Origin of the sequence: Planosporangium mesophilum, from assembly GCF_016863255.1 — a bacterium.
Lineage (GTDB): Bacteria > Actinomycetota > Actinomycetes > Mycobacteriales > Micromonosporaceae > Planosporangium > Planosporangium mesophilum.
On sequence record NZ_BOON01000032.1, the window covers coordinates 84,242 to 104,151 of the forward strand.

A 19,910-nucleotide genomic window follows, 5' to 3' on the forward strand; every position below is an offset into this window, starting at 1 on the left:
AGTCGGCCGGCGACCTTTGCGGGTCAGGATCGATCCTCCATAGGAGACCGCACGCTTGACCTTCGGTGAAGGCATTGACTACCTTCGTTCCAAAGGTTTTCGGAAAGTTTCGGATCGAGCAACCCCGTGGAGATTCCGAAATGAGAAGGTCCGTCTCCGTCCTCGCCGACGCCCCGGCCCCCGCGTACCCGGGCCGGCCCACGACGACGCTCCGGCGGCTGCTGCTTCCGTTGGTGGCCGTGGCCGCCGCCGCACCCGCCGTCGCCGTGATCCCGGCGCAGGCGGCAGCGCCGGCCCAGCCGGCCGTGTCCTCCGGCGACCTCGGGCACGACCCGGGGGCGTACATCTCCACGGTCGCCGCGCCCCTGAGCTTCCCGCTCGTGGCGGCCGGGCGGGCCACGCCGCTCGTGGTCAGCGGGCGCGACCACCCGGGCGTGGTACGGGTCGTGGGCGACCTGCGCGCCGACCTCAAGCGGGTCACGGGCGTCGAACCCGCCGTCTCCGCGGACCGGATCCCGGCGGGCAGTAGCGACGTCGTGCTCGTCGGCACCATCGGCGCCAGCCCGCTCGTCGACGACCTCGTGAAGGCCGGGAGACTCGACGTGACCGGCATCGCGGGGAAGTGGGAGACGACGCTGGAGCAGGTCGTGCACAACCCGTGGCCGGGCGTACGCCGCGCGTTCGTGATCGCCGGCAGCGACCAGCGTGGCACGATCTACGGCGCCTACGACGTCTCCAGGCAGATCGGGGTCTCGCCGTGGTACTGGTGGGACGACGTACCGGCGCGCCACCAGGACGCGCTCTACGTGCTGCCCGGCCGCCACAGCCAGGGCACGCCGGCGGTCAAGTACCGGGGCTTCTTCATCAACGACGAGAACCCTGCACTGGGCACCTGGGCGCCCGGCTACTTCGGTCCCGGCAAGGCGCCCGGCTACCCGGGTGGGTTCAACAAGGACTTCTTCGCCAAGGTCTTCGAGACGATGCTGCGGCTCAAGGCCAACTACCTGTGGCCGGCGGTGTGGGGCCGGGCGTTCGCCGAGGACGACCCCGAGAACCACGCGACCGCCAAGGCGTACGGCGTGGTGATGGGTACCTCGCACGAGGCGCCGATGATGCGGGGCATCGAGGAGTGGAACCGGCACGCCGTACCCGCGGTCCGCGACGGCGACGGGAACATCACCAAGCCGGGCAGCGACCCGTACGGCGGAACCGGCGAGTGGAGCTTCCGCCGTAACGGTGAGGCCATCAAGCAGTACTGGACCGACGGCGCCGAACGCATGAGGGAACAGGACTTCGAGGGCGTGATAACCCTCGGCATGCGCGGCAACGGCGACGTCGGCCTGCCCGACGGTGACGGCATCGATCTGATGCACAACATCATCAGCAGCGAGCGCCAGATCCTTGCCGAGACCGGGCTGATCGGGGCCCCGCAGGTGCAGACCTTGTACAAGGAGGTCCAGCGGTACTGGGACTCCGGCTACCGGCCACCGGACGACGTCACGGTCGTGTTCTGCGACGACAACTGGGGCAACATGCGCAAGCTGCCGGATGCCAGCCTTCCCGAGCGCAGCGGCGGCTACGGCATGTACTACCACTTCGACTACGTCGGTGGCGGCCGCAACTACAAGTGGGTCGACACCGTCAACCTGGCCAACACCTGGGAGCAGTTGAACACGACGTACCGCCACGGCGTCGACCGGCTCTGGGTGGTCAACGTGGGCGACATGAAGAACGAGGAGCTTCCGCTCCAGTTCTTCCTCGACTACGCCTGGGACCCGAGCCGCTGGCCGATCGAGCGGCTGGGGGAGTGGGAGCGGCGGTACGCGGCGCAGAACTTCGGGCCGCGGTACGCCACCGAGATCGCCGACGTGCTCCACGCGTACGGCAGGTTGCAGGCGCGCCGCAAGCCGGAGCTGCTCAACCGGCACATCAGCGTGGACCCCACCAAGGACCTCGCCACCGACTCCTCGGCGGTGGTCTACGACGACCAGGGCAACCCGTTCAGCCTGACCGACTACCGGGAGATGAGCCGGGTCACCGAGGAGTGGCGGCGGCTGGCAGATCGGGCCGACCGGATCGGGCGGTCGCTGCCGCCGGCGTACCAGGACGCCTACTACCAGCTGGTGCTCTACCAGACGAAGGCCACCGCCAACCTGTACGCGCTGCGCGAGGCGGAGTTCACCAACATCCTGTACGCCAAGCAGGGGCGCGCGGCCACCAATGACTTCGCCGCCGTCACCGAGGCCCGGTTCGCCGACGACCAGGCGATGTCGGACTACTACAACGACACGCTCGCCGGCGGGAAGTGGCGCGGCTTCCAGACCCAGCCGAAGATCGACTACGGCGACGTGGCCCGGTACGGGCCGAACGCGCCCTGGCAGCAGCCCGAGCTGAACAACGTGGCCCTGCCCGACGTCATCTTCCCGGCGGTCCAGCGGATCCAGGTCCCGGCCGGCGCCGAGCTGGGCGTGGCGATCGACGGCTCCGACAAGTGGTGGCCGGCGCAGCCGGCGGCAGCAGCGGAGCCGGCCGCGCAGGAGCCGCCGGTCCTGCCGACGTTCAGCCCGTACCAGAGCCAGCCGGCGCAGTACCTCGAGGTGTTCAACCGGGGCTCGGCCCCGTTCGACTACACCGTCACGCCGGCGGTGCCGTGGCTGACCGCCGACCACGCTCGCGGTCGGGTCGACAAGCAGGTCCGGGTCACCCTCCGGGTGGACTGGAAGCGGGCGCCGAAGGGGACGACGACCGTACCCGTCGTGGTCTCCGGGCCGAACGGGCGCAGCGTCACGGTCCGGGCCGTCGTGGACAACCCGGCCGGCGCGGCGCCGCGCGGATTCGTCGAGGCCAACGGGTACGTCTCGATCGAGGCCGAGCACTACACGCGTGCCGTGAACGGCGGCGGGGTCTCCTGGAAGCGCATCCCGGACATCGGCCGGACCGCGTCCGGCATGCAGTCGTCGCCGGTCACCGCGCCGAGCCGGACGCCGGGCGGCGACAGTCCGCGGCTGGAGTACGCGATGACCCTGACCACGACCGGGCCGGTCACGGTCTGGGCGTACCTGTCGCCCCGTAACAACGTGCATCCGACGGAGGGGCTGCGGTACGCGGTGTCGATCGACGGCGGGGCGCCGCAGATCGTCAACGTCACCACCACCACCGGCGCCGACGACACCCGGATGAACCGGCAGTGGGAGCGGAACACCTCCGACAACGTCAACCGCACGGCCACCACGCACCTGATCGGTACGCCGGGGGTGCACACCCTGAAGTTGTGGATGGTCGACCCGACCGTGGTGGTACAGAAGCTCGTCGTGGACACCGGCGGCCTGAAGCCCAGCTACCTCGGTCCGCCGGAGAGCCTGCGGCGGTGACTCCGTTGACGCCCCTCCCCGTGATCACGGGGAGGGGCGTCAACGCAGCAGCTCCACGCCGGACGGGAGGGTGCCGCGCTGCCGGCTCTCCTCCAGGTACGCGAAGAGCGCGTCGCGCAGCGCCTGGGCGGCGTGCGACAGCGGGGCCTCGCGCCGGTGGGCCAGGGCGATCGTGCGCGGGATGCCCGGCGGCGCGAGGGGCGTGGAGACCAGCGACGGCCGGCCGGCGAGGACGATGCCGGGGACCACGGCGGCGCCGAGTCCGGCCTCGACGAGGCTGAGGACGGCGTCCATCTCGCCGCCCTCGACGGTGAACGACGGGGTGAAGCCGGCCCGGCGGCAGGCTTCGAGGGTGGTGTCGCGCAGGTCGTAGCCGGCGCGGAACATCACCAGCGGCTGGTCGCGCAGGTCGGTGACGCGCAGCGCGCCGTCCGGGGTGGGCAGCGAGGTGGTGGAGGCGACGACGAGGCTCTCCCGTACCAGCGGCTCGGTCAGCAGGGCGGGGTCGGCACCGTCGGTGGGCTGCACGATCAGGGCCAGGTCCAGCCCGCCCTGGCCCAGGTTGCGGACCAGGTCCTGCGAGCCGCCCTCCTCGATGTACAGCTCGATCTCGGGGAACTCGGAGTGGAAGCGGCGCAGCAGCCTCGGTACCAGCGACACGCACAGGCTGGGTGTGGCCCCGAGCCGCACCCGGCCCCGGCGCAGCCCGACGAGGTTTCCGACCTCCCGGCGGGCGGTGTCGACGTCGGCGAGGATCCGGATGGCGAGCGGGAGCAGGGTTTCCCCGGCGGCGGTCAGGACCACGTTTCCCCGCCCGCGCTCGAACAGCGGCGCGCCGAGGTCCGCCTCGAGGCTGTGAATCTGCTTACTCAGAGAAGGCTGCGCGACCCCGACCTTTTCGGCGGCTTGAGTGAAATGTCGGGTTTTTGCCACTGCGACGAAGTATCGGAGCTGCTGTAGCTGCACCCATATAGCCTACGGCTATTGACTCTGTGTGTGTCATGCATTGGACGAATCATGAACCAGCTCCTACCGTCGCGTACATGGCGATCGCGACCGCGCCACGGGTGAAAGCACCACTCCGCACCACCGTCGGACAGAAGGTTCTGATGGCGGTGACCGGTGTTCTGCTGGTGCTGTTCCTCGTCGTGCACATGCTGGGCAACTTGAAGATCTTCGTGGGCGCGGCGGCGTTCGACCACTACGCGCACTGGCTGCGTGACCTCGGCAGCCCGCTGCTGCCGCACACCTGGTACCTGTGGATCCAGCGCGCCGTGCTGACCTTCGCGGTGGTCGGCCACATCTGGGCCGCCACCTCGCTCGCGCTGCGCGCGAAGGCCGCCCGGCCGGTCAAGTACGCCCACCGAGCCAAGGTCCAGGGCAGCTACGCGGCGCGCACGATGCGCTGGGGCGGTGTGATCATCCTGCTCTTCGTGATCTACCACATCCTCGACCTGACCACGGGCAACCTCAACCCGGTCGCGGACAAGGCGCACCCGTACGCGAACGTCGTCGCCGACTTCGCGCCCGGTCGCTGGTACGTCACGCTCTTCTACACGCTGGCGATCCTCTCGATCGGCTTCCACCTGCGCCACGGCATCTTCAGCGCGCTGCGCACGCTGGGCCAGCAGACCGAGAAGGGCCAGCGGCGGAACCGGGCCATCGCGCTCGGCGTCGCGGTGGTGCTCTGCGCCGGCTACCTGTCCGTGCCGTTCGCCGTACTCACGGGATTGGTGAGCTGAATTGAGCCTGTACACCGAGGGTGAGCCGATCCGGGACACCAAGGCCCCGGACGGCCCCATCGAGACCCGCTGGGAGCGGCGCCGCTTCTCCGCGAAGCTCGTCAACCCCGCCAACAAGCGCAAGATGACCGTGATCGTGGTCGGCACCGGCCTGGCCGGTGGCTCGGCCGCCGCCACGCTCGGCGAGCTCGGCTACCACGTCAAGTCGTACTGCTACCAGGACAGCCCCCGCCGGGCGCACTCGATCGCCGCGCAGGGCGGCATCAATGCGGCCAAGAACTACCGCAACGACGGCGACTCGGTCTACCGGCTGTTCTACGACACCGTGAAGGGCGGCGACTTCCGCGCCCGCGAGTCGAACGTCCACCGGCTCGCCGAGGTATCGGTCAACATCATCGACCAGGCCGTGGCCCAGGGGGTGCCGTTCGCCCGCGAGTACGGCGGCCTGCTCGACACCCGGTCGTTCGGCGGTACCCAGGTATCCCGGACCTTCTACGCCCGTGGCCAGACAGGCCAGCAGCTGCTGCTGGGCGCGTACCAGGCCCTGGAGCGCCAGATCGCGGCCGGCAACGTCGAGATGAACGCCCGGCACGAGATGCTGGAGCTGATCATCGTCGACGGCCGGGCCCGCGGCATCGTGGTCCGCGACCTGGTGACCGGTGAGATCACGACCGAGTTCGCGGACGCCGTGGTGCTCGCCTCCGGCGGGTACGGCAACGTGTTCTTCCTGTCGACCAACGCCAAGGGCTGCAACGTCACGGCGACGTGGCGGGCGCACCGCAAGGGCGCGCTCTTCGCCAACCCGTGCTACACGCAGATCCACCCGACCTGCATCCCGCAGTCCGGCGACCACCAGTCGAAGCTCACGCTGATGAGCGAGTCGCTGCGTAACGACGGCCGGGTGTGGGTGCCGAAGCGGGCCGAGGACTGCGGCAAGCCGGCCGCGGACATCCCGGAGGACGACCGCGACTACTACCTGGAGCGCATCTACCCGGCGTTCGGCAACCTGGTCCCGCGCGACATCGCCTCCCGGGCCGCGAAGAACGTCTGCGACGAGGGTCGCGGCGTCGGTCCCGGCGGGCTCGGCGTGTACCTGGACTTCGCGGACGCCATCAAGCGGCTGGGCCGCCCGGCCGTCGAGGCGAAGTACGGCAACCTCTTCGAGATGTACGAGCGGATCACCGGCGAGGACCCGTACCAGGTGCCGATGCGCATCTACCCGGCCGTCCACTACACGATGGGTGGCCTGTGGGTCGACTACGACCTGCAGTCGACCATCCCCGGCCTGTTCGTGATCGGTGAGGCCAACTTCTCCGACCATGGTGCGAACCGCCTCGGCGCCTCGGCCCTGATGCAGGGCCTGGCCGACGGCTACTTCGTGCTCCCGAACACGATCGGCGACTACCTGGCCACCGGCTCGTTCGAGAAGGTCGACGCCGGCCACCCGGCAGCGATCGAGGCGCGCCAGCAGGTCGAGGGCCGGATCGCCAAGCTGCTGTCGATCAAGGGCGACCGGACCGTCGACTCGTTCCACCGCGAACTCGGCCACATCATGTGGGAGTACTGCGGCATGGAGCGCACCGAGGCCGGGCTGACCAAGGCCATCGAGCTGATCCGCAACCTGCGCGACGAGTTCTGGCAGCGGGTGCGGGTGCTCGGCGACGGCGAGGGCCTCAACCAGGCCCTGGAGCGGGCCGGCCGGGTGGCCGACTTCTTCGAGCTCGCCGAGCTGATGTGCATCGACGCGCTGCACCGCGAGGAGTCCTGCGGCGGCCACTTCCGGGCCGAGAGCCAGACCCCCGACGGTGAGGCCCAGCGTGACGACGAGCGCTTCAGCTACGTCGCCGCCTGGGAGTACGCCGGTACCGGCGAACCGCCGGTGCTGCGCAAGGAAGACCTGAATTTCGAGTACGTCCACCCGAGCCAGCGGAGCTACAAGTGAACCTGACCCTGCGCGTTTGGCGCCAGAAGGGCCCGCAGGACAAGGGCCGGATGGTGAGCTACCAGGTGACCGACGTGTCGCCGGACATGTCCTTCCTGGAGATGCTCGACATGCTCAACGAGCGGCTGACCCTCGAGGGCGAGGAGCCGGTCGCGTTCGACCACGACTGCCGCGAGGGCATCTGCGGCGCGTGCAGCATGGTCATCAACGGCACGGCGCACGGCCCGCAGAAGCTGACCACCACGTGCCAGCTGCACATGCGGACCTTCTCCGACGGCGACACGATCGACATCGAGCCGTGGCGGGCGAAGGCGTTCCCGGTCATCAAGGACCTGGTCGTCAACCGCGGCGCGTTCGACAAGATCATCCAGGCGGGTGGCTTCATCTCGGCGCCGACCGGTTCCGCGCCCGAGGCGCACTCGACGCCGGTACCCAAGGCCGACGCCGACGAGGCGTTCGACGCGGCGACCTGCATCGCCTGCGGTGCCTGCGTGGCGGCCTGCCCGAACGGCTCCGGCATGCTGTTCACCGCCGCGAAGATCACCCACCTGGGCCTGCTGCCCCAGGGCCAGCCCGAGCGGGACTCCCGCGTGGTGAACATGCTCGCCGCGCACGACGAGGCCGGCTTCGGCGGCTGCACCAACGCCGGTGAGTGCACGGCGGTGTGCCCGAAGGGCATCCCGCTGACCACGATCGGCCGGCTCAACCGCGACTTCATCAAGGCCAGCGGCAAGCGGTAGCAGCAACCGGTCTTGGCCGGGGCGGCGGGTAGCTGTGATCGGTGGCCGGGCAGGTGCCAAGCTCCTGCCCGGCCACCGACCCTGAGGCGGTTCTGGCGCGACAGCTATTGCGGCGCGAGATGGTCAGGCGATCCTTCGGACCGCTGGCGCCGGCGGGCGAGCCGCTGCCACCACCTGGTCGGTCCGGACGAGGGGTTGTCCGTCGTGGGCGCGGTAGGCGCCACGCCAGCCGTGGCGGCTTCCCGCTCGGCGCGCCATTGCCGCACGATGCTGTCCGCGTTCGCCGGCCGGACGGTCCACGGGCCCGATGGCGCCCGCAGCCAGTCTGCGACCTGCCGGTTGAGTTCGGCCACGACCTCGCGTACGGCCTGCTCTGAGCGCAGGCCGCGGACCGTGTCGGGTAGCTGCTCGATCTGTCTGCGTAGCCGCAGCGGCGTGGGCAACAGCGCGTCGGTGGACACGCCCTCCCGGCGCAGGTAGTTCTTCACCCACCACAACTCGTCATCCGGCGCTCCCTGCTCGGGCAGGGGCTTGCCGGCGCCGGGCAGGTCGTCGAACGCGCCGCGATCCGCCGCCTCACGGATCTGTCTGTCGACCCAGGTCTCGAAGTCGATGCCCGGTGGCTTGCGCTCGGCCATGGTGCGATTATCCCCGACGCTTCGCGGCGGCGGCCGGTCGCGATGCGGTTCGGGTCAGGCGAGAGCCGTCGCCAGGGTGACCACGGAGGCCGCGATCAGCCCGCCGAGGACGATGAGGCGGAACCGGGCGACGCTGACCAGCGCGAAGATCTTGTTGCCCAGGTACCACCCGGCGAGCACGGCCGGCACCCCGACCAGCGCGACGGTGCCCACGCTCCGGTTGACGTGGCCGGTAACGGCGAACCCGAGCACTCCGATCGTCCCGCAGCCGGCGAAGACCGCGGCGAGGGTCGCCCGGAAGGGGCGCGGTGGGAACTCCATGGCCTGGAACGCGGCGACCAGCGGCGGGCCGTTCACCCCGATCGACGTGGTCAGCGCACCGCAGACCAGCCCGACGACCGCCGTCGTGGCGACCCCGCCGGGCACCCGGAACCCACGCCAGGTCATCAGCGTGAAGACGAGTACCACGAGTGCGATGCCCACGGTCAGGACGCGCGCCGGCAGGGCCGTCAGCGCCAGCAGCCCGAGCGGCATGCCGACGACCGCCGCGACGAGAACGCGTGCGACCGTACGCCACCGGACGAAGCCCCGGTCGTGCAGCGCGGTCACGCTGGTGAGCAGGACGGCCACCATCGACGACCCGACGACGGCGGCGCGCGGACCCGAGACCAGGGCCAGCAGCGGGACCGCGACGAGGGAGAACCCGAACCCGCTCACCGCCTGGGCGAACGCGGCGACCAGCAGGATTGCGAACGCGGCGGCGATCTGTGCGAGCTCCACGTGCTTCGGGCAACCAATCGGCGAGATCCACGGCGTCCGACCGGACGCCGTGGATCACCCTACCGACGGGCGGTCCGGTTGCGGACGGTCGCTACGACGGTCGCGGTCGCCATGCCGATGAGGGCGACCAGCCCGATCCACGGTAGGGCCGCCAGCACCGGGTTCGAGCGGGCCTGGACGGCGCCGCCGGTCGTCGACAGCGCCGGCAGGGCCCGGCCCGCGCACGCGGCCGGGGCGGCCGGTGGCTGGCCCGACGGCAGGACCTGGAAGTAGTACCGGCTCTGCTGCGGATCCCCGTCCGCGGCCACGGTGGAGTACGACACGGCGTACGTGCCCGGTTGCCGCAGCTCGGCGACGGACAGGCAGAGCGTGGCTCCGTTCACCAGCAGCGGCCGGCCGACGGCGACCGGCTTGTCTCCCGGGCCGGCGACGCTGACCCGGTGCGGGCCGGCGCCGCGCAGCGGGGCGAACGTCAGGCCGATCACGCGGGCACCGGGGGCGACCTTGTCACCAGGGCCGGGTGACGCGCTGACCAGGGCACTGTGCGCCGACGCCGGCGCCGGGACGGCGAGCGCCCCCGCGACCAGCGCCAGGATGATCAGAAGTCGGCGCATGCCAGCCGGTTGTCCATCGCGTCCATGGGGTGGACCACCAGCGCGCGGGCGCCGTCGCCGACCTTGCGGTCGTTGTGTACGGTCGCCGTCCCCGCACCCGCGGCGTCGGCGGTGAAGCCCAGGTGAACCTCGTTGGGGGGCGTGGCCGGGCCGGCCGGGTCGAACATGAAGTGCGGGCCGCCGTTGCCCTTGGCGCAGGCCTGGGCGTGCAGGTGGGCCATGTACTCCTGGCCGGGTGTGAGCCCGGTCATCCTGACCGTGACCGTCGTACCCGTACCGTCCTGCGCCAGCCAAGCGGTGCCTGCCGCGGCGTCGGTACCGGGCGGCCGGGTGTCCAGCAGCGTGAAGGCGGACTTCTTGGCGCCGTCGATCCGGTCCGCCGGGGTGGCGGACGGGTCGGACATCGGCATCCGGGACGCCGTGGGGCCCGATGACATGGTCGAGTGATCGTTATCCGAGCCGTGCGTCGTCGCGCCGCAGCCACCAGCGAGGGCCGCGGCGGCCAGCAGCCCGGCGGCCACGGCGGCCGCCCGTACCGGTCGGCGGGTGCGCGTTACTGAAGAGAAACTCACGTCAGGTAGTCGTCCGGTGGGCCGGAAAGGTTCCGGTACGTCAGGAGTCGGTCATGAGCTGCCTCGTGACGTCGGCGCAGACGCCGGCACCGTACGACAGCCCGCGTGACCCGTCGTACCGGGTGAGGACGGAAAGGACCCACCGGTCCTGGACGGCCAGGCAGGCGACGTGCCAGCTGCCGTCGGCGTTGATCAGCGTCCAGCCGTTCTTGATCGCGGTGGTCGCGGCGGTGCTGGCGGGCAGGGCGTCGACGACGCCGAACCGGCCCTCGCCGCGTACCTGACGCATCTGGGTGAGGATCCAGGGCGTCCAGGTACGGCCGGCGGCGCGCCCGTCCGCGACGCACAGGCCGAGCCGGGCGGCGTCGTCCGCGGTGACCTGGGTCCTGCTCCACCAGCCGTTGACCGCGGTGGTGCCGGTCAGGCCGCAGGTCGAGATCATGCGGCTGACCACGGCGTTGCCGCCGTCGAGCCGGTAGATGTCCTCGGCGGCCAGGTCGTCGCTGTCACGGATCATGGTGGTCAGCTCGGCCAGGCGTTGCTGGGTGGGGGTCCCGCCGCCGGCGGCCTGCTGTCGCAGGTAGTCCGCCGCGATCCAGACCTTGATCATCGACTCGGTACTGCTGGTGGCGTCGGCGTGGTTGGCCGAGCCGGAGATGGCGCCGGTCCGGCGGTCCAGCAGCGACCAGGACAGGAAGCCGTCGACGCTCACGTCCACGGTCCGGGGCGTCAGCACGGGAGCGCCGGCGGCAGCGGTACTCGCGGCCGATCCGGCCGGTACACCGCCGCGTCCGGCGTGGGCGGCGGCGGACAGCCGGTGGCCGGCGACGACGACCCCGGCGGTGCCGACGCAGGCCAGCAGGACCGCCACCAGAGCCAGCCGGCCGGGCAGGCGCCGCCGGCGCTGGGGCGTACGGGTGCTGGGCGTCGCGGCGGCCGCGGAGCGGTAGACCGTGCCGCGCGGTCGCTGCGGGGAGGTCGGGCGCGGCGGCCCGTCCCACCTCGGGTTGTTCACTAGTTGCGCTCTCTCTTACCGGTACCGGGGCGAGGGACGTCCCCAGGGTCAGCGGCCGCGATGTGGCGGGCGTCAGGACGACGTTCGAGAAGTGTGAAGATCACCCAGGCCCCGCCGCTGCGGCACGCTTACACGACCTTTACGTGGGCTTTGCCGGATGCCAGCAGCCGGTGGGCAATCTGTAGCGGGTATCACCCCGACTCTGAGGAGCACGAACCGATGAGACTGACTCGCAAGGTATTCGTCGTCGGCGCGGTCACGGCCGGCCTGCTGGGCGCGGGCGCCACCGCCGCCGTGGCCGCCACCCCGACGGCGGACAACGGCGCCGGTCGCCGGCCGGTCGCCGACGTCCAGCACCGGATCGACCAGCGCCTGGACAGGGTCACCGCGCGCACGGCCGAGGCCCGCAAGCGCGTCGACGCCAACCAGAAGCTGACCGCCGCGGAGAAGGCCAAGCTCAACGCCGACCTCGACAAGCTGGTCGCCGACGCGGCCACCGCCCGGAAGCAGGTCGACGCAGCCACCGACCGCGCCGGGCTGAAGGCCGCCAAGCCGGCACTGCAGGCGGTGAAGGCCGACGTCCAGCAGTTGCGTACCGATCGGAAGGCCGTCCGGGACGCCCACCGGACGCCCACCCCGGCCAAGTGATCGCGGACGGACCGCCCCGGCGTTCGGGCGCCGGGGTGGCACCGTCAACCGGCCGTGCCGCCGGGGCGGCACCGTCAACCGGCCGTGCCGCCGCGGCGGCACCGTCAACCGGCCGTGCCGCCGGGGCGGCACCGACGGCGCGTTGGGCCGGGGCGTCGAGGCCACCGGGGCAGCCGGCATGATGGGCGGCGTGACCGAGCGAGCGACGGGCAGGGGAGCCGAGCAGACCGCGGGCAAGGGGCTCGTCCTCGTCGTGGAGGACGAGCGGCCCATCGCCGACCTGGTCCGGCTGTACCTGGCCCGCGACGGCTTCGGGGTACACGTCGAGCACGACGGGGCCGCGGGGCTCGCCGCGGCGCGCCGGCTGCGGCCGGTCGCCTGCATCCTCGACATCGCCCTGCCGGGCCTGGACGGTACCGACGTGTGCCGGCGGCTGCGGGAGGCCGGCGACTGGACGCCTGTCATCTTCCTCACCGCCCGTGACGACGAGATCGACCGGATCGTCGGCCTCGAACTGGGCGCCGACGACTACGTCACCAAGCCGTTCAGTCCACGCGAGCTGGTCGCCCGGGTCAAGGCGCTGCTGCGGCGCGCGGCCGGACCGCAGGGGGAGGATCCGGTACGCCGGCTCGGGCCGATCACGGTCGACCCCGGCCGGCGCCTCGTCGACGTCGGCGGCACCCCGGTCACGCTGACGCCGACCGAGTTCGACCTGCTCGGGCACCTCGTCAGCCGGCCGGGCAGGGTCTTCACCCGCGAGGAGCTGCTCGCCTCGGTCTGGGGGTACGCCGCGCACGCCGGTACCCGTACCGTCGACGTCCACGTCGCACAGCTGCGCGGCAAGCTCGGTGACGCCGCCGCCCTGATCCACACGGTGCGCGGGGTCGGTTACACCGCCGACGACCGCCGATGATCCGTACCTTCTCCGCCCGGGCGATCCTGGTCACCTGCCTGACCGCGGTGGTCTCCGTGATGGTGACCACGGCGGTGGCGCTGCCGGTCGCGGTCGCCTCGGCCAATCGCCAGGCCAGGCAGGGGCTCGACGAGAAGGCCACCCTGGTGGGTGACGTACTGGTGAGCGCCCGGCCGGCCGAGCGGGAAAATCTGGTACGCGGCCTGCGCCAGCAGAGGATCCAGGTGTACCTGGTCCGCCGGGGCGTGGTCGACAGGCCCGGCCTGCCGCCGCGGGTCGTGAAGGCGGTCGCGGCCGGGCTGCCGGTGGACCAGCGGGCCACGATCGACGGGCAGCAGATGCTCGTCGCGGGGCGGCCCCTCGCGGCCAAGGGCAACAGCACAGCCGACGGCAATGGCGTCGTGCTGACCCGGCAGGCGGTCACCGGTACCGCCGGTCTGGTCCTGGGCAATCTCTGGCTCGCGCTCGTGGCCGGCCTGGTCGCGGGGTTGGCCGCCGGTGTCCTGCTGGCACGGCTGGTGACGACGCCGATCCGGGAGGCCGCCGCGGCGGCCGGGCGGCTGCGCTCCGGTGACCACACGGTACGGCTGGCGGTCCGGTCGCCGGCCGAGGTGGCCGACCTGGCCGAGTCGTTCAACCAGCTCGCGGCGGCCCTGGCCACCAGCGAGGGACGCCAGCGCGACTTCCTGCTGTCGGTCTCCCACGAACTGCGGACCCCGCTGACGACCATTCGCGGGTACGCGGAGGCCCTCGCCGACGGCGTCGTCGGCCCCGACGGGGCGCCGAAGGCCGGCCACACCATGCTCGACGAGGCCGACCGGCTCGACCGGCTCATCTCCGACCTGCTCGTGCTGGCCCGGCTGGAGGCGGCCGACCTGCCGGTCGAGCCGATCCCGGTCGACCTGGTCGAGCTGATCGGGGCGGCGGCCGAGGCGTGGGGTGGTCGCTGCGCCCCGGTCGGCGTGGTGCTGGGTACCGAACTGCCCGACGCCCCCGTCGTGGTGCGCACCGACCCCGGGCGGATCCGGCAGGTCGTGGACGGCCTCTGCGAGAACGCGCTGCGGGTCGTACCGGCCGGTGCGCCGCTGGTACTCGCGGTACGGCCCGGCCCGGACTCGGGCGTGGTGGAGGTACGCGACGGCGGCCCCGGCTTCACCGACGACGACCTGGCCGTGGCGTTCGAGCGGGGTGCCCTGTACCAGCGGTACCGCGGCGTCCGGAAAGTCGGCAGCGGGCTGGGGCTGGCCCTGGCCGCGCGACTGGTGCGCCGGCTGGGCGGCGCGATCGAGGCCGGTCACGCACCGGAGGGCGGCGCCAGGTTCACCGTGACGCTCCCGTACGCGCGCTAGGCGAGCAGGCCGTCGATCCGGCCGGACCAGCCGCCCAGGACCTTCCCCGGATCGGTGTGCAGGACACCGTCGAGCAGGCTGGCGTACGCGTCGCGGAAGTCGGTGGTGAACTTCAGGTCGCCGTCGTCGAGGTCGGTCAGGCTCGGCTGCCGACCGTAGAACCCGCCGCGTACCGGGGAGCCGAGCACGAACAGGTCGGACGCGGTGCCGTGGTCGGTGCCGTCGGAGGCGTTGGCCCGCACCCGCCGGCCGAACTCCGAGTAGACCGCGACCACCACCTTGCGGCCGGCGTCGGTACGGGCCATCCGGTCGGCGAACGCCGTCACCGCGCTGTCCAGTTCGGACAGTTGCCGGCGCTGGGCGATCTTCTCGTCGGCGTGGGTGTCGAACCCGCCGAGCGAGACCGAGAAGGCCCGGGTGGCGACGTTCGCCTCGACACAGCGGGCGACCAGGTCGAGCTGGGCGGACAGGGCGGTGCGGCCACCGGTACCGGTGGCCTTGGGTTGGTTGTCGTCGGTGGCCGCACCGGACGACGGTGCGGGAGCCGCCGCCAGCTTGCCGACCATCGCGTCCACGGAGACCAGATCGGCGTACGCGCGGGCGGCGCGCGCCTGCAGCGGCGGCTCACCCGGCGCGGCCGTGCCGAAGCCGGCCAGCGTGGCGGGGGCCGGGCCCCGCGCCGGCACGCCGGCGCCGGAGACACCGCCCTCGCGCAGTGCGACGGCCGCGCCGGCGGTCGTCGCACCGGCGAGCACCGGCGGGAGCACCGGCTCGAAGGAGACCGCGTGGCGCGGGTCGCCGCCGGTCGCGTCCAGCCAACGACCCAGCCAGCCGGTGTTGCCGGGGCGGTCGGGCTGGCCGGTCTGCCAGATGTCCATGGATCGGAAGTGGCTGTGGTCCGGCTTGGGGTACCCGATACCCCGTACGATCGCCAGCCGGCCGGCGTCGAAGAGTCGCTTGAAGCCCGTCATGCCGGGGTTGAGGCCCAGGCTCTTGTCGAGGTGCAGCACCTCCTCGGGCCGGTACGCGAGATCGGGCCGGGCATCGTGGTAAGCCGGGTCCGCGTACGGGATGACCGTGTTGAGGCCGTCGTTGCCGCCGTAGAGGGTCACCAGGACCAGGGTCCGCGCGTCCGACGGCCGGTCGCCGGCGGTCTCGAGGATGTGGCTGAGCCGGTACCCGACCGCCCCGGTGGCGAGCGTGGCGGCGCCCACGACACCGCTGGCGACGAGGAACCTGCGGCGGGTCAGCATGTCCATTCGGCGTCTCCTCACATCACCGTGTACTCGGGGCTGGCCAGGCCCAGGGCGATCAGCCGGCGGACGTCGCCGGCGGCCGGGGCCAGGACCGTCCGGGTACGTTCGGTGAACGCGTCGACCACCAGCAGGCGGGCCAGCGCGTCGGATCGTTGCGCGACCGGTACGGCGGTGAGCCTGCCGGCCACACCCGGGTCGGCGTGGCCGGCGAGCAGGTCGGCCACGCGCAGCCGTACCTGTACGGCCGACGTGGACAGCCACGCGGTGCCGGCCGGCCAGCCGCCGACGCTCGGCGGTTTGAACGGGACCTGACCCAGCTGGTCCAGCCCCTGCAACAGCTGGCGTTGCTGCGCAGCGGGGAGCGCGCCGGGGCGGATGCCCAGCTGCCGCATGGCGCCGACGGCCCACTCCACCGGCTGCTTGACCAGCTGCCCTCGCGTAGAACCGAAGGCGGGGTCGGCCAGCACGGCCCGCAGCAGGGCGCCGACGTCACGGCCGGCCCGGTACGCGGTGACGAGACGATTGCCGGCGTCGGCCGGTACGGGGTCGCCGGACGCGTACCGCGACCACAGCCTCGCGGCCAGGAACTCGGCGTTGGCCGCCTGGGCGAGCAGGACGTCGGCGAGCCCGTCGGCGTCGAAGGCGCCGGTGGCGCCCAGGATCGTCTTCTGCCCGCCGTCGTGGCGCTTCGGGTCGAACACCGCCGTGCGCTGCGGCTGGTCGATCCGCCAGCCGGTGAGCGCCCGAGCGGCCTGCCGCACGTCGGCCTCGCCGTACCGGCCGATACCGAGGGTGAACAGCTCCATCAGCTCGCGGGCCAGGTTCTCGTTCGGCGCCCGTACCGTGTTCTTCTGCCCGTCCAGCCAGACGATCAGCGCCGGGTCCCGCAGCATCGCCTTGACCAGCACGCCGAAGTCGCCGGCACCGTACCGGTACAGCGTCTGCTGCTGAGTGAGCATCAGGTGGGCGTCGCGGACCTTCTCCACGGAGGTGGCCCAGTGGCCGTGCCAGTAGAAGGTCAGCTTCTCGCGCAGTTGGTGGTCGGCCTGGACCATCCGGTCCAGCCACCACAGCGTCACCGTCGTGACCTGCTGGCGCTGCTGCTCGCGCGCCTTCTGCCGGGCGGCGGCGTCGGCCTTCGGGCCGGGTACCGCGACCGGTTCGAGCGCGGGCACGGGGGTACGGGCGGCGCCGGCGTCCTCGCCGGCCGGGGTGAACAGCGCGGTGACGGTCGCGTCGAGGCCGGCCCGCTCGGCGGCGTCGACGTCGTCGGCCCGAGGGCCGAAGGTGGCGCGGCGCAGCAGGTGCGCGAGCTCCGTGCGGGTGGCCATGGCCGGACTCTAGGGCGGGGATGTTCGGGTTCGGTAAGGCCCGGGTGCGGGCCGGGTCAGGCGGAGCTGTCGCGCTGGCTGGTGACGAGCCGGTTGCGGCCGGCCTCCTTCGCGGCGTACAGGGCCCGGTCCGCGGTCAGGGTGAGATCGTCTGTCGTCAATACGTGGCCGGGGAGGATCGAGGCGCCGATGGAGACCGTGACCGTGATCAGGGTCTCACCGTCCACGGCGATGGGCGCGGTGGCCATGCCGCGGCGGATCCGCTCGCCGATCGCGACGATATCGGCGTCGCCGGCGTGCGGGAGCAGGACGGCGAACTCCTCCCCGCCGTAGCGGGCGACGACGTCTCCGGGGCGTACCAGGCTGCGCAGCCGGTGGGCGATCTCGCACAGGACGCGGTCGCCACCGTGGTGGCCGTAGGTGTCGTTGACCCGCTTGAAGTGGTCCACGTCGATGAGGAGCAGGCCGACCGAGAAGTCGGCGCGGTGGGTACGGGCGGCCTCGCTACGCAGCGCCTGCTGGAGGAAACGGCGGGTACGCAGGCCGGTGAGCGCGTCGGTGATGGCCATCTGGCGCTGTACCCGCACCATGGCCGCCATGCGGGCGATGACCAGGAGGAACATGGCCATGCAGGAGGCGGTGGCGAGCGGTACGTGCATGGGGGCGTGGCGCAGGTACTGCCCGAGCAGGGTCGCGGGTGCCAGCAGCGCGGCGACCGCGAGGACGGTCAGCCGCCCGGCGGTGGCGTCCGGGCCGGCGGCGGGGGAGTGCTCGGTCAACCGGGGCATGGACGGGTGCAGCGCGGCGGCGCCCAGCAGCGCGCCGACGAACATCCAGCCGGCGTCGAGGTAGTTGCCGTCCTCGTAGACGCCCAGCACCTGCTGCACGCCGTACACGGCGTCCACCACCAGCAGGAGGACCAGACCGCCCGACAGCAGGCGGAACGCCGGCGGACGGACCCCGGCGCCCAGCATCAACCGGGAGGCGACGGCGAGCAGCAGCAGGTCCATCACCGGGTAGGTGACCATGACCGCCCGGGCGAGCGGCGACAGGTCGTCGGCGTGCGCGGACGGGCTGATGAGGAACACCCACGACAGGAGTCCCGCGCTGATGGCGATGATCGCGGCGTCGATCATGCTGGGGGCGTTCCACCCGGGCGTGCGGTACCGCACCAGCAGGAGCAGGCCGGCGGCGTACAGGGGGTACGCGGCCAGGTAGAGCGGGTCGGCGGGGGTGACGTCGGCGGTGGTCTCCAGCAGGAAGTGGTAGACGTCGAACATGAGGTCGGCGCTCGCGGTGACCAACTGACCGGCCGCCAGCAACAGCCACGGGCCCTTCCTGGTCGGTCGGTTGCGGTACACGCCGACCAGCAACGCCCCGACGCTGGACCAGATCACGATCGCGTAGGTGACCGTCTGCGCAGCCGGTCCGACCGATCCGAGCAGGGGTACGAGGTAGTAGAGCCCGGCCACGGCGGCCACGACTGCGAGGTAACCGACCCACAATGGCGGTCGGCGTCGTCGGGACGGCATCGGGACCTGAGCGGTGTTCGCCACGGTACGAGCATGATCTACCGCGGGTGCCGGACGGTTGCAGGCGTGTGGCGGTGCGGTCCCCGTCAGTTCGCCGGCCGGGCCGACGCGGAAGGCGCCGGCGCGGGAGGCGCGGACGCGGGCGCCGGCGTCGGCAGTACGGCGGCCGGTGACAGGGCGCTTCCGGCGAGCCACTCGGCCCAGCTCAGGTTCCAGTCGCCGAGCCCGTCGGTCGGGTCGAGCGCGATACCGGTGTTGCGGACCTCGACGATGTCGCCGGGGCCGACGTTGTTGTAGAACCAGATCGCGTTCTCGGTACTGACGTTCAGGCAGCCGTGCGAGACGTCGCGGACGCCCTGGTCGGCCACGCTCCACGGGGCCGCGTGCACATACTCGCCCGCGTACGACAGGTGGGTGGTCCACTCGATCTGCCGGTCGTAGGCGTCCGGCCCGCTGGTGAGCCCGAAGCTCGCCGACGTCATCCGGGTGAGCGGTTCGTTGCCGAGCACCACGTGCACGCCGCTGCGGGTACGGAAGTCGATGCGCTCGCCCTGCGCGCCGACGGTGGAGTCGTTCCGGCCCATCGAGGTCGGGATGTCGCGGACCGGCCGGCCGTCGACCGACACCAGGATGCGATGGGTCGCGGCGTCGGCGACCGCGACCTTCGCCGGGCCGACGGTGAACGAGGCGGAGGCGTTGTCCTGACCGTAGAGGCCGCGCCCCAGGTGCGCGCCGTACAGGTTGGCGTTGACGGTCACCCTGGTACCGGGCGGATAGTACGTCGGCGGTCGCCAGTGCAGCTCCTGGTCGCTGAACCAGTGCCAGGCGCCGTCCAGGCGGGGCTCGGTGACGACCTGGAGCGCCCGCTCGGCGGCGGCCCGGTCCGGGATCTTCTCGTCGAACCACACGACGACCGGCTGGCCGACCCCGTACGTCCGCCGGTCCTCCAGCGCCCGGAGCGAGCTGGCCCGCAGGTACGCGAGCGTCAGGTTGGCCGGCTTGAGCGTGGTGAACGTGCTGGTCCGGGTCGCGCGCCGGCCGCCCGGATCGTGTACCACCGCGGTCAGCGCGTACCGCTTGTGGTAGCCCAGCCGGCCGATGGCGCGCCATCGGCGCCGGCCGGCGTCCAGCTCACCGGCCACCTTCCGGCCGTCGGGGTCGGTCAACGTGACCCGGTCAAGGGTCGCCGAGGCGGTGGTCACCGTCACCGGGTCCGTGACGGCCACGCCGTTGGTGTCGGGCCCGGGCGCGAACACCAGGTTCCCTGTCCACGCCGGGTCCCCGCCCGGGCCGAGCGACTGGGTGATGAACCGGTACGCCACCGCCACCTGGTCCGAGGCGACCGTGGCCACCAGTACGAGCGCCAGCACGCCCGCGCCGAGGCCGTACCACAGGCGCTGCCGCGGCTGGGGAGCCGGAGACGCTGACACTCCCATACCGTGACACACCAGGGCCGACCGCGCTCGG

The 19,910-nt window shown here is 72.1% G+C and carries 17 protein-coding genes; 7 read left to right on the plus strand and 10 right to left on the minus strand.

What is annotated here, in order from left to right:
• The first annotated feature begins 140 nt into the window (after positions 1–140).
• Positions 141–3,371, plus strand: coding sequence for a glycosyl hydrolase 115 family protein (locus tag Pme01_RS17415; protein ID WP_168116075.1), 3,231 nt, complete (start codon positions 141–143; stop codon positions 3,369–3,371).
• A 39-nt stretch (positions 3,372–3,410) separates the two neighbouring features.
• Here Pme01_RS17415 and Pme01_RS17420 read toward each other — a convergent pair whose 3' ends face one another.
• Complete coding sequence (locus tag Pme01_RS17420) at positions 3,411–4,343, minus strand: LysR family transcriptional regulator (RefSeq protein ID WP_203935708.1); 933 nt, start codon at positions 4,341–4,343, stop codon at positions 3,411–3,413.
• Between the two features lie 71 nt (positions 4,344–4,414).
• On the opposite strand from Pme01_RS17420, the gene Pme01_RS17425 reads away from it, so the two are divergent.
• The 3 genes from Pme01_RS17425 to Pme01_RS17435 are packed head-to-tail and all read left to right on the plus strand — an operon-like array spanning position 4,415 to position 7,795.
• Entirely contained in the window at positions 4,415–5,113 is a 699-nt protein-coding gene (locus tag Pme01_RS17425; protein WP_168116077.1) for a succinate dehydrogenase cytochrome b subunit, read from the plus strand.
• 1 nt (position 5,114) lies between these two features.
• A complete protein-coding gene (locus tag Pme01_RS17430; protein WP_168116078.1) occupies positions 5,115–7,055 on the plus strand; it encodes a fumarate reductase/succinate dehydrogenase flavoprotein subunit in 1,941 nt (646 codons plus the stop codon).
• Positions 7,052–7,795 carry a succinate dehydrogenase/fumarate reductase iron-sulfur subunit gene (locus tag Pme01_RS17435; RefSeq protein ID WP_168116079.1) on the plus strand — a complete coding sequence of 248 codons (744 nt, stop codon included), beginning with the start codon at positions 7,052–7,054 and terminating at the stop codon, positions 7,793–7,795. The genes Pme01_RS17430 and Pme01_RS17435 overlap by 4 nt, the downstream gene beginning before the upstream one ends.
• Before the next feature lie 104 nt (positions 7,796–7,899).
• On the opposite strand, the gene Pme01_RS17440 is transcribed toward Pme01_RS17435, so the two are convergent.
• Genes Pme01_RS17440 through Pme01_RS17460 form a run of 5 tightly spaced genes read right to left on the minus strand, consistent with a single transcriptional unit; the run spans position 7,900 to position 11,414 of the window.
• Positions 7,900–8,433 (minus strand): DnaJ family domain-containing protein, encoded by a 534-nt coding sequence (locus tag Pme01_RS17440; protein WP_168116080.1) that lies wholly within the window; start codon positions 8,431–8,433, stop codon positions 7,900–7,902.
• A gap of 54 nt (positions 8,434–8,487) precedes the next feature.
• Positions 8,488–9,213 (minus strand): sulfite exporter TauE/SafE family protein, encoded by a 726-nt coding sequence (locus tag Pme01_RS17445; RefSeq protein ID WP_168116081.1) that lies wholly within the window; start codon positions 9,211–9,213, stop codon positions 8,488–8,490.
• A 59-nt stretch (positions 9,214–9,272) separates the two neighbouring features.
• Positions 9,273–9,827: a copper resistance CopC family protein gene (locus tag Pme01_RS17450; protein ID WP_203935692.1), complete on the minus strand. Its 555-nt coding sequence runs from the start codon at positions 9,825–9,827 to the stop codon at positions 9,273–9,275.
• Positions 9,812–10,399 (minus strand): superoxide dismutase family protein, encoded by a 588-nt coding sequence (locus Pme01_RS17455; RefSeq protein ID WP_203935693.1) that lies wholly within the window; start codon positions 10,397–10,399, stop codon positions 9,812–9,814. Before Pme01_RS17455 ends, Pme01_RS17450 begins: the two co-directional genes overlap by 16 nt.
• Before the next feature lie 40 nt (positions 10,400–10,439).
• Complete coding sequence (locus Pme01_RS17460; RefSeq protein WP_239088290.1) at positions 10,440–11,414, minus strand: class A beta-lactamase-related serine hydrolase; 975 nt, start codon at positions 11,412–11,414, stop codon at positions 10,440–10,442.
• Positions 11,415–11,633: 219 nt separating this feature from the next.
• Between Pme01_RS17460 and Pme01_RS17465 the strand changes: the two genes are divergently transcribed.
• The 3 genes from Pme01_RS17465 to Pme01_RS17475 all read left to right on the plus strand — a co-directional run bounded on the left by Pme01_RS17465 (position 11,634) and on the right by Pme01_RS17475 (position 14,324).
• Positions 11,634–12,062 (plus strand): hypothetical protein, encoded by a 429-nt coding sequence (locus Pme01_RS17465; protein ID WP_168116082.1) that lies wholly within the window; start codon positions 11,634–11,636, stop codon positions 12,060–12,062.
• Positions 12,063–12,252: 190 nt separating this feature from the next.
• Positions 12,253–12,975: a response regulator transcription factor gene (locus tag Pme01_RS17470; protein WP_239088291.1), complete on the plus strand. Its 723-nt coding sequence runs from the start codon at positions 12,253–12,255 to the stop codon at positions 12,973–12,975.
• Positions 12,972–14,324 carry a sensor histidine kinase gene (locus Pme01_RS17475; protein WP_168116083.1) on the plus strand — a complete coding sequence of 451 codons (1,353 nt, stop codon included), beginning with the start codon at positions 12,972–12,974 and terminating at the stop codon, positions 14,322–14,324. Before Pme01_RS17470 ends, Pme01_RS17475 begins: the two co-directional genes overlap by 4 nt.
• On the opposite strand, the gene Pme01_RS17480 is transcribed toward Pme01_RS17475, so the two are convergent.
• The 4 genes from Pme01_RS17480 to Pme01_RS17495 all read right to left on the minus strand — a co-directional run bounded on the left by Pme01_RS17480 (position 14,321) and on the right by Pme01_RS17495 (position 19,873).
• Complete coding sequence (locus tag Pme01_RS17480) at positions 14,321–15,583, minus strand: DUF1501 domain-containing protein (protein WP_168116084.1); 1,263 nt, start codon at positions 15,581–15,583, stop codon at positions 14,321–14,323. The two genes, Pme01_RS17475 and Pme01_RS17480, sit on opposite strands and share 4 nt — an antisense overlap.
• Positions 15,584–15,594: 11 nt before the next feature.
• Complete coding sequence (locus Pme01_RS17485; protein ID WP_168116085.1) at positions 15,595–16,911, minus strand: DUF1800 domain-containing protein; 1,317 nt, start codon at positions 16,909–16,911, stop codon at positions 15,595–15,597.
• A gap of 56 nt (positions 16,912–16,967) precedes the next feature.
• A complete protein-coding gene (locus Pme01_RS17490; RefSeq protein WP_168116086.1) occupies positions 16,968–18,392 on the minus strand; it encodes a GGDEF domain-containing protein in 1,425 nt (474 codons plus the stop codon).
• A gap of 137 nt (positions 18,393–18,529) precedes the next feature.
• Positions 18,530–19,873, minus strand: a complete 1,344-nt coding sequence (locus tag Pme01_RS17495) for a L,D-transpeptidase (RefSeq protein WP_168116087.1) — start codon at positions 19,871–19,873, stop codon at positions 18,530–18,532.
• Positions 19,874–19,910 lie beyond the last annotated feature (37 nt).